Origin of the sequence: Streptomyces sp. 7N604 (assembly GCF_052245475.1) — a bacterium.
Classification (GTDB): domain Bacteria; phylum Actinomycetota; class Actinomycetes; order Streptomycetales; family Streptomycetaceae; genus Streptomyces.
Genome location: NZ_JBQQBX010000026.1, coordinates 33,044 through 45,505, shown reverse-complemented (window position 1 = coordinate 45,505; position 12,462 = coordinate 33,044). Strand labels below are relative to the sequence as shown.

Annotated in this window: 13 protein-coding genes and 1 tRNA gene; 6 read left to right on the top strand and 8 right to left on the bottom strand. The window is 69.1% G+C overall.

Going from position 1 to position 12,462, the window contains the following annotated elements; genetic code table 11:
• Positions 1-357: 357 nt before the first annotated feature.
• Positions 358-444: transfer RNA gene (locus ACTWP8_RS26800), tRNA-Leu, on the top strand.
• Positions 445-640: 196 nt separating this feature from the next.
• On the opposite strand, the gene ACTWP8_RS26795 is transcribed toward ACTWP8_RS26800, so the two are convergent.
• Complete coding sequence (locus tag ACTWP8_RS26795; protein WP_443324680.1) at positions 641-1,552, bottom strand: hypothetical protein; 912 nt, start codon at positions 1,550-1,552, stop codon at positions 641-643.
• Between the two features lie 340 nt (positions 1,553-1,892).
• Between ACTWP8_RS26795 and ACTWP8_RS26790 the strand changes: the two genes are divergently transcribed.
• Together ACTWP8_RS26790 and ACTWP8_RS26785 are read left to right on the top strand one after the other, a co-directional pair.
• Positions 1,893-2,039 carry a hypothetical protein gene (locus ACTWP8_RS26790; RefSeq protein ID WP_443324679.1) on the top strand — a complete coding sequence of 49 codons (147 nt, stop codon included), beginning with the start codon at positions 1,893-1,895 and terminating at the stop codon, positions 2,037-2,039.
• Between the two features lie 24 nt (positions 2,040-2,063).
• Entirely contained in the window at positions 2,064-2,531 is a 468-nt protein-coding gene (locus tag ACTWP8_RS26785; protein ID WP_443324678.1) for a helix-turn-helix domain-containing protein, read from the top strand.
• Positions 2,532-2,706: 175 nt separating this feature from the next.
• Here ACTWP8_RS26785 and ACTWP8_RS26780 read toward each other — a convergent pair whose 3' ends face one another.
• The 4 genes from ACTWP8_RS26780 to ACTWP8_RS26765 form a co-directional block, all read right to left on the bottom strand.
• On the bottom strand, positions 2,707-3,216 hold the full coding sequence (locus tag ACTWP8_RS26780; RefSeq protein WP_443324677.1) for a hypothetical protein: 510 nt from the start codon (positions 3,214-3,216) through the stop codon (positions 2,707-2,709).
• A 1,192-nt stretch (positions 3,217-4,408) separates the two neighbouring features.
• The gene (locus tag ACTWP8_RS26775; RefSeq protein ID WP_443324676.1) at positions 4,409-4,987 is read right to left on the bottom strand and encodes a hypothetical protein; all 579 of its coding nucleotides are present in this window, start codon (positions 4,985-4,987) and stop codon (positions 4,409-4,411) included.
• Between the two features lie 326 nt (positions 4,988-5,313).
• Complete coding sequence (locus ACTWP8_RS26770; protein ID WP_443324675.1) at positions 5,314-6,048, bottom strand: DUF1775 domain-containing protein; 735 nt, start codon at positions 6,046-6,048, stop codon at positions 5,314-5,316.
• Between the two features lie 57 nt (positions 6,049-6,105).
• A complete protein-coding gene (locus tag ACTWP8_RS26765) occupies positions 6,106-6,825 on the bottom strand; it encodes a hypothetical protein (protein ID WP_443324674.1) in 720 nt (239 codons plus the stop codon).
• Between the two features lie 400 nt (positions 6,826-7,225).
• Between ACTWP8_RS26765 and ACTWP8_RS26760 the strand changes: the two genes are divergently transcribed.
• Complete coding sequence (locus ACTWP8_RS26760) at positions 7,226-9,229, top strand: copper resistance CopC/CopD family protein (protein WP_443324673.1); 2,004 nt, start codon at positions 7,226-7,228, stop codon at positions 9,227-9,229.
• A 57-nt stretch (positions 9,230-9,286) separates the two neighbouring features.
• Here the strand turns inward: ACTWP8_RS26760 and ACTWP8_RS26755 are convergent, their stop codons facing one another.
• A complete protein-coding gene (locus ACTWP8_RS26755; RefSeq protein ID WP_443324672.1) occupies positions 9,287-10,375 on the bottom strand; it encodes a cation diffusion facilitator family transporter in 1,089 nt (362 codons plus the stop codon).
• A 75-nt stretch (positions 10,376-10,450) separates the two neighbouring features.
• Here ACTWP8_RS26755 and ACTWP8_RS26750 point away from each other — a divergent pair, with 75 nt between their 5' ends.
• Positions 10,451-10,810, top strand: coding sequence for an ArsR/SmtB family transcription factor (locus ACTWP8_RS26750; RefSeq protein WP_443324671.1), 360 nt, complete (start codon positions 10,451-10,453; stop codon positions 10,808-10,810).
• 15 nt (positions 10,811-10,825) lie between these two features.
• On the opposite strand, the gene ACTWP8_RS26745 is transcribed toward ACTWP8_RS26750, so the two are convergent.
• Together ACTWP8_RS26745 and ACTWP8_RS26740 are read right to left on the bottom strand one after the other, a co-directional pair.
• Positions 10,826-10,996 (bottom strand): hypothetical protein, encoded by a 171-nt coding sequence (locus ACTWP8_RS26745; RefSeq protein ID WP_443324670.1) that lies wholly within the window; start codon positions 10,994-10,996, stop codon positions 10,826-10,828.
• A 26-nt stretch (positions 10,997-11,022) separates the two neighbouring features.
• Positions 11,023-11,709 (bottom strand): class I SAM-dependent methyltransferase, encoded by a 687-nt coding sequence (locus ACTWP8_RS26740; RefSeq protein ID WP_443324669.1) that lies wholly within the window; start codon positions 11,707-11,709, stop codon positions 11,023-11,025.
• A gap of 87 nt (positions 11,710-11,796) precedes the next feature.
• Here ACTWP8_RS26740 and ACTWP8_RS26735 point away from each other — a divergent pair, with 87 nt between their 5' ends.
• The gene (locus ACTWP8_RS26735) at positions 11,797-12,456 is read left to right on the top strand and encodes a TetR/AcrR family transcriptional regulator (protein ID WP_443324668.1); all 660 of its coding nucleotides are present in this window, start codon (positions 11,797-11,799) and stop codon (positions 12,454-12,456) included.
• Positions 12,457-12,462: the final 6 nt, after the last annotated feature.

Here is a 12,462-nt window from a genome sequence, read left to right as displayed (position 1 = left end):
GCCGCAAACACAAGTGGTTCCACTTCCCACCCCCGCCGTCGAGTGTCGCCCCTCACAGGCTGATCCGGGACGGGCCACACCGGATGGTAGAGGCCATCCCCGGAACAGTGTCGCGCAATCGCGGCGGTACGCGGGCCCACGGGGCGGGTACGGGGTGCCCGCGCTGCTCATCGGGCTGCTCCGAGGGCCGCTCCCGGGCTGCCCGCGGGCCGCCCCGGGGCCGCCCGTACGGCCTGGGAATAGGCGTGTGAACCCACCCCTGCCAGCGTGCTAACCTTCTGGATGTCGGAAGGCGCTCCCACGCGACACGGACGGATCGGTCCGGGGAATGTGAGAGAGCCGGACGACAACACCCATGCGCGGGTGGCGGAATAGGCAGACGCGCTGGATTCAGGTTCCAGTGCCCGAAAGGGCGTGGGGGTTCAACTCCCCCCTCGCGCACCACGAGGTACCGACGAAACGGGTCGTGGCCAGTGACGAAAGTCCTGGCAGGGCCCGTTTCTCGCGTTCCGGGGCGGCTCTCCTGGCAGGCCGGGCGGCTTGCGGGCGGTTCCCGCGCAGCAGGGCCCCGGGCAGTGAGATGGCTCACTGCTGGGGCCCTGCTGCGTCTTGTGGATGTTCTGCGACGACTGCTGTGAGGCTAGGCGGCTGGTGCCATGTAGCCGGCGGGAGTCCAGTTAGCCAGGGGTTTGGTCTTGCGGCGGTGGTGGGTGCGTCGGCGGGGCCGTTCGCCGCCGAGGGCCAGGGTGTCCAGCCACTTTATGATCTTTCGCCGGTTGGCGTGGGCGAGCTGGTAAGCGAGAAGGATGGTCTGGGCTGCGATCCCGCGGATGCGGCGGGAGCCGGCGGCCTCGATCCCTTCGGCCAGGGGGTCCTTTGCGTAGCCGTTAGAGCCCTCGACGCTGTTGCGGAGCCGGAAGTAGATCTTCTGCCATTCCTGGCCGCCGTACTCGTGGGCTTGCCAGTGCTTGGCGCCCGCTTCGGGGGCCACCGTCACGGTGCGCTGGCGGCACACTTTGACGGCTCCGGCTGGGTTGGGTTCGGGGTCGACGAGGGGGAGGTGGATGCCACGGCCGAGGGTGTGGGGCTTGAGGGGGCACTGGGCCTTGCCTGCTTCGGCGGGACACATCATGCGCTGGTGGCCCTCGTCGTCGGGGTTCTCCTTCGGCATGAGGCGGTAGGGCTTGCGGGCGGCGATGTACCGGGTCCAGGTCTCGCGGTCGATCCGGTCGGCGTGCAGGTCGATGGTGGCGTTGATGAGGGGCTGGGGCATGGAGGGGCAGTACCAGGTGCCCTCGACGAGGATCGCGCCCTTGGTTTCGGCCTGCTTGCCGAGCTGATCGGCGCGGTAGTCGTAGACGGGCTTGTAGCCCATGGCGCGGATGGGGAGTTGCCATTCGCCGGGTTCGGAGTTGTTGTACGCGCGGTCTCCTGTGAGGTAGCCGGGTTTGTAGCCGCGCTCGCGGAGCCGGGTGAGGATCTTCAGGCCGTTGGAGCCGGGGCTTTGGCCGGGTTTGTCGAGACGGACGCCGAGAACGAGGGCTGGAAGCACGTCGGGGTTCGGGGTGTTGTCCTCTTGGAGTACGGCGTCGTGTTCGGTGTCCCGCGTGACGATCAGGTGGGCGTCGCAGCCGAAGAGGTACTTCCTTCAGCGAGGTCTTCTTCTTGCGTTCCGTCGTGGCTCGCCGCTCCTTCGATGCTGGCTTTTGAGCGCGCATGGCCTCGGCAACGGGGGCGCTGTCGGGGTCGCGGTGGTCGCCGTCTCGTACGTACCAGCCTGCGTCAGGGTCGGTGGCGAGCTCGGGGCCGTTGGTGCGTCGGCCGCGTGCGTAGGTGCGGATGGGGGTGGCGTCCACGCCCAAAGACACTCCTGTGAGCTCGGTCAGTAGATCATGCAGCGGCCGCACGGAAGCGTCGAGGAGAAACTCGGTGTACCGGGCGAGCCGGTGCTCCCGCGCGGCCAGGTCCTCGGTGTCTGCATCCGCGAGAAGACGCTCGGCCTCCTCGCGGGAGAGGTGCTTGTTGGCCGGCAGGGGTGAGGGGTCCATCGCTTTCTTTATGGCGTGGAACATGCGGCGAACTACGGCGTAGGCCGCCTCGAAGCCTTGGTCATGATCTGGGTATTCGGGGATCTCGAGGAGGGAGCGCGTGTGCGGGCTGGTGCCGAAGAACAGGATGTCGGTCGCACGTTCCAGCACGACCCGGCCGTCGTTGGCCTGGGTGCAAAGGTGGAGACCGCCCCAAGGAGATGCCCGTCGACTGCCCCGCGCGACTACCGCGTCAGCGGCGTGTGGCCTAGGGCCGTCTTGATGGACCATCACGGGGCGCGAGTCGCTCAGGCTCTGGCCGCGCGTCTCCAGTCGGCGATCGATGAGCGCGGCTGGTCGGTGGCTGAGCTGTCGCGACGCAGTGGGGTCGCCCGGTTCACCATCGCCAAGGCGTTGGCTGGGGAGGCGTGGCCTGATCTGCTCACGATCGCCAACCTGGAGAACGCGTTGGGTGCGGATCTCTGGCCGGGCCGGGATGTGTGAGGTCCCCGCAGTGCTCGTCCACGGTGAGTGAGTCGCTCGTGGTCGATGGAAGCAGGGCTGTTCGACGCTGAACACGGAGATGGTCATCCCTTCGGGCGAAGGGCAGGATCAATTCTCGTGGCGCGTCAAGCGAGGCGATAACGTGACAGCGGCACGAGTGATCCGGCGCCTATGGCTAGGTTTTCGGAATTCGCTGCCATCGGCCGACACTTGGGCCTGCAAGCTGGGTGGCGGCCAACCCTTTTGAGGGATGGCTTTCCGATGTGCGATCTCTAGAAGGCCTGACGGCCCTCTCCGGTGCTTGGTGGGCATCCTCGTGCTTGAGCACTGCCCCAGCCCGCATCATTTCGTCCAGGGCGACGCGCACACTCTTAAGCTGCGGGTCATTCAGTCCATCGGCCACATGCCTAGCCTTCCAGCGGCGCTGCGGGTCCTGGGCCAGCAGAGAGAGAATCCGCTCCTTGCGCGTCAGCTTCGCGTCTCCGCTTCTCCCTCCCTCCTGCCGGCGGTCGTTGCCGTCCCCGCTGGGGTGGGACCGCCGGGGGTCGGGGACCCCATTCCGCTGCCAGTTCTGCAAGGTGTCCTTGCACTTCTGGACCTGGCGCGTGAGTCGCAGTACCTGCCGCACCTCGTAGAGCTCCCGCTGGAGCTCCTCTTCCCTCTTCTCGAGCGTCTGGGTATGCATACCAAGATCCCCTGCAACTCATCCCAAGGTAGATTTCCGAGCATTGCCAGACCGTATCCAAGGGTCCAGCAATACCGCCCTCCCTGCAGGGGGTATTTCACTCGAATGATCTACCTCGATAATTATGCACTTCTGCCACGTTCGGGGCGTTATCGAAAATCTACGATATGCGTGTCAGGGGGCCTGTGTTCCGAGCTGAAATGTTTCCCTGTAGCGCGCGTGGTGGCAGGGGTGTATTCGAATATGGGGGGTGGGCGGCGTCACTGTTTTACTGACGCCCATACTTGGCTGAACCCGGTTCCCAATTTGGGAACCGGAGTGCAGGGGGTAAGTCGAAATAAGCCCTTGGCGGGGTTGATAGGCAGTGCCGGGGTGACGAAATTGGGGCCCCACAGATGGCGGGGCGCTCGCGCGAGGTGTGGGAAGCAGGCAGGGCTGACCATGCGTCAGGGATAGGTGTACCTCGCCTTGAGCGCTGCATCTCGACGCCGTGCGCCGTCGCCTTCCTGCATGGAGCGAGAAGCGCAGGTCGTCTGCGGGGTGGCGGGCGAGGCAGCAGCCGGTCCTCATATACCCCCCAGAGAGGGTGTAGGCCTGACGGCATGGGAGACGAAGCCCTGGCACATTGCCCGAATTGCCAGCAACGGCGGGCCTGGTGAGCGGCGGATGACTCGCTCCTGAACGGATCCCGACTGCGTCAGGTCCTGTCAGGTACGGGCAGGGGTAGGGCGCGGCGTTCTCGCGTTGCCGTGCAGGTATCGCGGCGGGTACGGGCTGCGGCCGCATGGCGCCGAGCGCTACCTCGCGGCACTGGCGGACGCACTCGCCGCAGGGACGGAGATGGCTGCCGCGCCCTGTGAGATCAGGCGGATCCGGGGTGCAGCCTTGAGTAAGCCGGATCCAACCCCTGTCTCTTCGGGAAAGCGAGGTGGCACGCGGTGTGCGCGCCGACCGTAGCGGGCAGCGGAGACTATGCCCTGGCCTCGCCGAACGCCTGGCCCCGCCAGTGGCAGGCCTGAGCGACTGCTGCCTGGCACCCGAGCTGTACTACCCAGGTCGTCTGACGAGCTCGACCGTGCTGCTGAAGAGCCTGGACCGGGGCCACGAGCCTGAGAGTGACACCGTGTGCGAAGCGCTGCGCGACGCCGTCCGCAGCGTTGGGCAACTGAAACGACCGCGCCTCGGAGCCGTCTCACTCACAGCCCGCGGCGCGCGGGACATCCGTTCCGTGCTTCGCGAGAGCGCACAACGTCTGGAAGGAGAGCTTCCAGGTATCGCCCTGCAGCACGGATTTCCCCGGGCCGCTGGGGCGTACCGACCGACTGTCGAGCGAGAGCGTGTAGGTCACCTCGGCATCGATCGGGGACGTGAACTCCACTGATCCGACGGTGGCCCGGAGCTTCCCCGCGTGCTCGTCTTGGGCGAAACCCCGCACCATCAGCTCGTACTGCGCGCCGTCCTCGAGCACTTCGGCCTTCTCCTTCACCGAAGTCTGCGGGTCGAAGAACGTCTGCCAAGCCTCCCTGACGTCCGCCTCGGCCTCCGCTGGATCCTCCGGCGCGGTGGCGGTCGGGGTAGGGGAGACGGACGTCGCCTCGGACGGCGGTGAGTCTGTCGGCTTCGTCGTCTCGGCAGTCCTGGTGACGGATGGCGTCTGCGTGGGCCCCGGCTCCCGGTCCCCGTCGCCGTCCCCGCAGGAGACCACGCCGACGAGCAGCGCGGCCACGGCTGCAGCGCATACGCCCGCACGTCGGTTCGCCGCAGGTGTCATGTTCTCCACCTTTCGGTGTCGCCTTCGGCAGGGCTACCCGCTGCCCGTGCTTCGATGCCCCGGCTGCACGGTGGCCGGAGGGCTCTTCCGCTGCTCGGCCCAGGCGGGTGTACTGGAGGCCGCGGTACTCGCGCCTTTCTGCGCGCCGCCCGGCATACAAGAGGATGGTCCCCATGAGTCCATCGGTCCGTCGCGTCGTGCTCGCCGTAGCCGTGCTGGCCGCGGCCATCATCGCCCTGGCCGGAGGAACCTGGCTCATCGGCCAGTTCTGAGCGCGCCGGCTGCCTCGCGGCCAACGGTGTGTCGGGGCGACGGGGCAGCCCCCGTCAGGAACCTTCTGCTGCGTTACGGCGCTTCCACCACCACAGGCCGCCGATGAGCGCGAGCAGGACAGCTCCGACGGCCACCGGAAGCGCGGCGGGTGACCCGTCGTCCTTCTTCTCCTCCGCGGCGTTCGCGCCTTGCGCGGCATCGTCGGCGTTGGAGGGCGAGGTCTCTGTTTCGCTCGGAGTCGGGGACGGCGACTTTGCGGTGGGGCTCGGGTCGGCGGGTTTGGCGTCCGGTGCCGCGGGCTTCAGTTCGAGGATGGGTGCGGAGTTGCCGTGCCCGTGGCCGCTGGACTTCTCCAGCTCGATCCAGCGGTCCACCCGCCCGTCGCTGTAACTCTGCAGGGTCTTGAAGGCCAGGGACTTCGCCTCCGGCAGCTGCCGGATCGTGACGGTGTATTCGGCGTCCTCGCCCTTGGCGAGGGCAGGACCGGAGACGGTGTAGCTGTCGTCGTTGCGGGTCAGCTTCCAGCCCTTGGGCCCCTCGCCGTACGTGACGTCGTCGGGGGTAATGCCCTCGGGGAGAAAGACCTGCAGCTTGGTGATGCCTGCGCTGCTGGACTCCGACTCGGCCACGAAGGTGAGTGTTACGTCCTCGGCCAGGGCGCGGGCGTCCTTCGCGGACACCTCCACGTGCGCGAAGGCAGGGGCGGCGAGGGCGAGGGCGAGCGAAAGAGCAACGGTGGTGACGGCGGCGAACCGGCGCACAGCGCGTGCGCGGGTGGTGCGGGACAAGGGAACTCCCATGGGACGTGAGGTGGTTCCCAGGCCGACGGATGCCACCGGCCCGGGTTATGCGGCGAGGTCGAATCCCGCCGCAGGGGGGCCTCGCCGCACCACTGCGTACGTCAGTGCCACAGCCGTACGCCGTGGCGGCCGTGCTCGCGCCCGTGTCGGCCGCAGGAGACGGCGGCAGACGGTCGGCCGTACCGGTGTCAGCCGGTGCCACACCGCCATCAGGGCCGTGCCGATGGACTGCCGTGCGGCGCGCGCCAGGCGGGGCGCCGAACGGCACGCGGCGTCCGTACGGTGCAGGCACCAGCCCACGATCAGTGCCGCGGCGGTGTGCGCAGCCACCATCGCCGGACCGTGGTGCCCGGCGTGCCACGCCTCGTGAGCGTGGAGTGGAGCCTGGTGGACCAGCCCATGACCGACGTGACCGGCGTGTCCGGCGGGCGGGTGTCCGGCGGCGTGTGCAGAAAGCGCAGATTCACTGAGCCGTGCCAGCCAGAAATGCAGGCCCGCCTGGGTGCCCGCGGTGGCAAGAGCCACTGCGGGCAAGGACCGGAGAGCGCGGGCAAGGGGAGTACTGAGCGCGAAGAGCAGCCCCGCCGCGAGCATCGCGTCCTGCCATGGCACCGGGCCGCCGGACACCAGGTGGTGTCCGGTGACGGCGAGGACGACGCTGACCACGGTGAACACCGACGCCCGGGCAGCGCAGACCCGCGCACCGCCGGCCGACCAGCCGTCGGCCCGGCGCGCTGCGCGGGCAATGGAGAGCGTCCACGACATGGCCGCTCCATCATGAGGCATCCCCACGGGCCCCAGCGGCGCCCTGGACGAACGCCCGTAATGTCCGCGAGCCGTTCCCCTAGGGAACGTGTTCGGGGGGCAGTCGGGTCTGCGGCACACCTGTACCAAGCCCCGAGCCGGAGTTCCCGTCGCCGCCGCCGATGCGGCTGCCAGCGCCTCCCGCATCACCGCGCGGCTGTTTCGTGGGCTGCCAATGACTGCATGCGGACCCGGCGGCACCTGAACTGAACCGGGATCACTCCCGTACCCAAAACCGCGTCCCGTCGTACACCGCTGGACCATCGCCGATCCACATCCCCCAGCGGACCGGCTTCCCTAGGGCAGGCGTTCGTGCGCGCTGAGGTGAACCGACCAGCCGAACCTTCGAGGAGGCAGACCGATGCCCCTGACCACGACACCACGCCGTGGGCACAGGGCAGGGGGCGTGCTCGTCATGCTCTGCGCTGTCTTCGGCCTCGTAGCCTGGGTCCTGGCGGGCTCGGCATCCGCGCATGCCAAGGTACGTGCCACTGAGCCGGCGCAGGACGCGGTGCTCACCAATCCGCCCCGGCAGGTGTCGATCACCTTCACCGAGCCGATGACCCTGTCCGACGACTCCATCAGGGTGTTCGCCCCGGACGGCCGACGCGTGGACACCGGGACCACCGGTCACCTCGCAGGCGACCGCGCTACCGCCCGCGTGGCACTCGGAAGGGATCTGCCCAAGGGCACGTTCACGGTGTCGTGGAAAGCCACTTCCGCCGATGGCCATCCCATCGGGGAGGCGTTCGTCTTCTCCGTCGGCAAGCCATCACCCTCGAGTGTCGAACTCCCCGACGCGTCCCCGGGCAAAGGCGTGGCAGGCACGCTCTACGACATCAGCCGTTACGTCTCCTGCGCCGGCTATGCGCTCCTGGTCGGCACGAGCGCGTTCCTTCTCCTGTGCAGGCCGCGCCGGGCAGCCCGGCACGCGTTGCGCAGGCTGCTGCAAACCGGCTGGTCCGCCCTGCTGCTGTCCACGATCGCCCTGCTGATGCTGCACGCCCCCTACATCTCGGGCAACGGGCTGGGCGAGGCCGTGGACCTGTCGGCGATACGGAACACGCTGGACACCAGGCAAGGCACGGCCCTTGTGACGCGACTGCTGCTCCTCCCCGGCGCGATCGCGTTCCTCGCCGTACTCGCCGCAACGTCTCCACGCCAAGCCGCCGAGAACGCCGCCGACCAGCACAGCGACACAACCGTCGGTCCCAGTGACGGCGTGGGCGCTCCGGACGCCGCACCACCTGGCCCGCGCCGGGCACTGACCGGAGCCGGTGCGCTGCTCGCCGCCACGCTCGCGGGTACCTGGTCCGCGGCCGGTCACGCTTCGACGGGCATCCAGGTGGCGCTGGCGGTGCCGGTGGACGCCCTGCATCTGCTCGCCATGGCCGTGTGGCTGGGCGGCCTGGCCGCCATGCTCACCCTAATGTTCCGGGCACCCGCCGCAGCGGGCCTCGGCGCAGACATCGTGTCTCGCTTTTCCCGGATGGCCTTCGCCGCCGTGGTGATCCTCGCGGTCACCGGCGTCTACCAGTCCTGGCGGCTGATCGGTTCGTGGGATGCGCTGCTCTCCACTGCGTACGGCACGTTGCTGCTGGTCAAAGTCGTCGGCGTGGGGGCCATGCTGGCCGCGGCCGCGTACTCGCGCCGCTGGACGGCCCAACTGCGCCCAGTCCGCCCGCAGTCGACCCCACATGTTTCACGACAGGAGTCCGAGCGGACGCTGGAGCCAGTCGCTGCCACCGCTTCTTCGCCGTCCAGTAACGCCGACCGCGGGCCTGGGCCTGCGCGGCAGACGGCAGAGCTTTCCGACACTGTTGCCTCGACCGCAGGGGATCACGACAGGGCGTCGCTGCAGCGGCGTCTCCGTCGGTCTGTAGGAGTCGAAACCGTCATCGCTGTGGCCGTACTGGCAGTCACCGTCTGGCTCACCAGCACCGAGCCGGGGCGCCCAGCGACGCAGAATGCGGCCGCGCCGGGCACCGGTACGCCGGGCGCGCCTCCCGCGGGTGGCTTCGGCCTCGTCACGTTCACGGTTCCCTTCGACACCGGTGCGGCCGACGACACCGGCAAGGGGAAAGTAACGGTCAATCTCAGCCCGGGCCGCACCGGTCGGAACGACCTCCAGGCGCTCGCCCACGGTCCCGACGGCGGCATCACGACCGTACCCGAGATGCGGATCACCTTCACCAACACCACAAAGAACATTGGCCCGCTGGACGCGAAGGTCAAGAATGTAGGGGGGTACTGGGAGGCCGGAGACCTCCAGCTCCCCACGGCCGGCGACTGGGAGGTCGCCGTCACGGTGCGTACGTCGGAGATCGACCAGGCCACCGAAACCAAGACCGTGAAGATCGGCTAGACCTGAACCGTGCTCACATGGGCAGTAGCAGCGTCCTGACCACGCGCCCCTGCGCGGTCAGGCGGCGTGGTGTGCCAGCTCGGCGTGCGGGTCGGCCGCGCCCGGAGCCGGGGCCGGGTCGGCGTGCACCAGCGCGGCGGTGAGCCGGGGCACCGCGTGCAGCAGGGCGTGCTCCGCCTGTACAGCGACCTGATGGGCTTGTCGTAGGTTCAGCTCCCCGTCGACGACGACGGCGACCTCCGCGCGTAGTCGGTGCCCGATCCAGCGCAGCCGCAGCTCGTCCACGCCCCGTACGCCGGGGACCTCGAGGAGGGCGCGTTCGGCAGCGTCGACCAGGGTGGGGTCGACGGCGTCCATCACCCGGCGGAACACCTCGCGGGCGGCGTCCCGCAGTACCAGCAGAATCGCTGCGGTGATGGCCAGGCCCACGATCGGGTCGGCAAGCCTCCAGCCCATTGCGGCTCCGCCCGCCCCCAGCAGCACGGCCAGCGAGGTGAATCCGTCGGTACGGGCGTGGAGCCCGTCGGCGATCAGGGCGGCGGAGCCGATCTGCCGTCCGACGCGGATGCGGTAGCGGGCCACCCACTCGTTGCCGATGAAGCCGACCACGGCCGCGGCGGCGACCGCGGGCAGGTAGCCGATCTCCCGCGGGTTGAGCAGCCGGTCGATCGCGGTCCAGGCGGCGAAGGCGGCGGAGGCGGCGATGGTGAGCACGATGACGATCCCGGCCAGATCCTCGGCCCGCCCGAATCCGTAGGTGAACCGGCGCGTGGCCGCGCGCCGGCCCAGGACGAATGCGACGCCGAGAGGGAGGGCGGTCAGCGCGTCGGCGGCGTTGTGCACGGTGTCACCCAGCAGGGCCACCGACCCGGACAGGACCACAACCACAGCCTGCGCCACCGCCGTTGCCCCGAGCACAACGAGGGATATCCACAATGCCCGCATGCCCTGCGCCGAGGACTCCAGGGCGCTGTCGACCTTGTCCGCCGACTCGTGCGAGTGCGGCCGGATCACGTGCCCGGCCTGATGCCGCCATCGGGCCCAGCGGCTCGCGTCGCGGCCCCCGCCATGTCCGTGTCCGTGGTCGTGGTCGTGCCCGTGGTGCTGGTCGTGGGAGTGGTGGGTCTGCGGGTGCTGATCGCTCACGAGGATCGCCTTCCGACACGCGGGCAAGACTGAACGGGGGTGGACACGGGGTTCGCCCAAGGCCATTATGTGCGTATGAGCGCACGCATGCACCTATCAGGTGCGCATGGCTCGCACCCGCGAGACCCGGGCGCCGAGCAGTTCGCCCGCGCCGCCGAGGTTCTGGGCTTGCTCGCGGACCGCACCCGCTTGGCGCTGCTGCACGCCCTCGGTAAGGGCGAGGCGGATGTGACGACGCTGACCGATGCCGTCGGTGCCGCCCGCCCCGCAGTCAGCCAGCACCTGGCCAAGCTGCGACTCGCCGGTCTGGTCACCGCCCGGAAAGAGGGCCGCCGTGCCGTCTACGCCTTGACCGATGGGCACGTTCGCGGCTTGGTCACCGAGGCCCTGAGCCACGCCGATCACGAGGTCTCCGGGATTCCCCGCCACGACTGAGCGCGGCCGTCCCCCTTATTCGGACGCGGGACCGGATCCGCTCCGCACCAGCCAGCGGCGGCTCACCAGTGCGGCCCCGAGGTGGGCGGTGAATCCGGCGGCGACCATCCCGAGACCGGCCTGCGAACTGACCCACAGGTGCACCGCGATACCGGCTGCCAGCAGGAGCGCGAAAGCGATGCGCAAGATCCGGTTCAACCGAAGTGCCCGCCTCACCGCGCCGCTCCTGCAGCATCGGAAGCCGAAGCCTCTGGCCGCGAGGCCTGCACATAGCGAAGCCACGGGTGGATGTCTCCGCGCGCGTGCACGGTGAACCCGGCCTCGCCGATGAGGCCGTCGAGGAGGTTCACCGGATTGTGTTCCATGGCCGGACCGGCCAGCGCACCGACCAGGTGGCGGCCGATCCGGCTGCGTGGGGGACGGAAGTCGGCCACCAGGAGGCGCCCGCCGGGGCGCAGTACACGGAACATCTCCCCCAGGGCGGTGGGCTGGAGTTTCGCAGGGAGGTGATGGAGCATCAGGCTGGATACCACGACATCGAAGGAGCCGTCCCGCGCGTCGAGGGCTTCGGCGGTGCCAAGGGCGAACGAGCAGTGGGCGTTGCGGTTCTTGCGGCGCGCGTATTCGATGACCGTCGGCGAAGGGTCGATACCCACCGTGCTGCCGTCAGGGGCCACAGCGGCAGCCACCAGGCGGGTCAGGTAGCCGGGACCGCAGCCGACGTCGAGCACGCGGTCTCCCGGACGGGCGCCGCTCAGTGCGACCAGGCCGGAGAAGACTCGCCGTCTGCGGCCTCCGAAGAACAGTGTCCCCAGCGCCTCGTATGCGCGGGCGGGACCGATCGTGATCCCCGGCGTGGTGGCCTGCGGATCTCCATGCAGAAGCCGTCCGAGAGCCATGCCCTCCTCCTTAACTTAGTTACGACTAAGAAGCTCCCTAAGCTTAGTCACGACTAAGTTAAGTCGGCAAGGGTCTACGATGCGTTCGTGAACCCCTCACGATCCGCCGCCCGGGAGCAGAAGCCCCGGGTGCGGCTGCCTGCGGAGCAGCGGCGGGAATCAATCCTGGTCGCGGCCACCGAGGTCTTCGCCGAGTCCGGATACCGGCGGGGGAAGGTTTCCGCCGTGGCTGCCCGGCTCGGGGTGAGCGAGCCCGTGGTCTTCCAGAACTTCGGCTCGAAAGCGGCGCTGTACTCGGCCGTCCTCGATCGCGCCGTCACCGAGGTGTGTGGCACGCTCGCCGCAGCGGTCGACCGAGGTGTGGCGGTCTCGCGGCTGCTGACGGAGTTCCTGGACCCGGCGCATGTGGAACGGTTCCACGCCCCGGGGTCGCTCGGCTTCCTCTTCGCCGATGCCTCCTCGCTCACCGCAGAACCCGGAGTCGGTGACGCCGCCCGCCATGCGCTGCAGAGGTTCGCGGAAGCGTTCGCTGACCTGCTCCGCCGGGGGCAGGGGAGCGGTGACATCCGAACGGACCTGGACCCCGTAGCAGGCGCCTGGTGGCTGCTGTCGATGCTGTCCACCCGCACGTTCCGGGCCGCGGTCATGCCGGATCGGGACGCTGTGGAGGGACGGCTGACTTCGATGACGCTGGGCGCGTTGACCGCGCCGGGATCCGCCCAGGGACCGGCCCGCGGCCGGGGCTAGTCGATG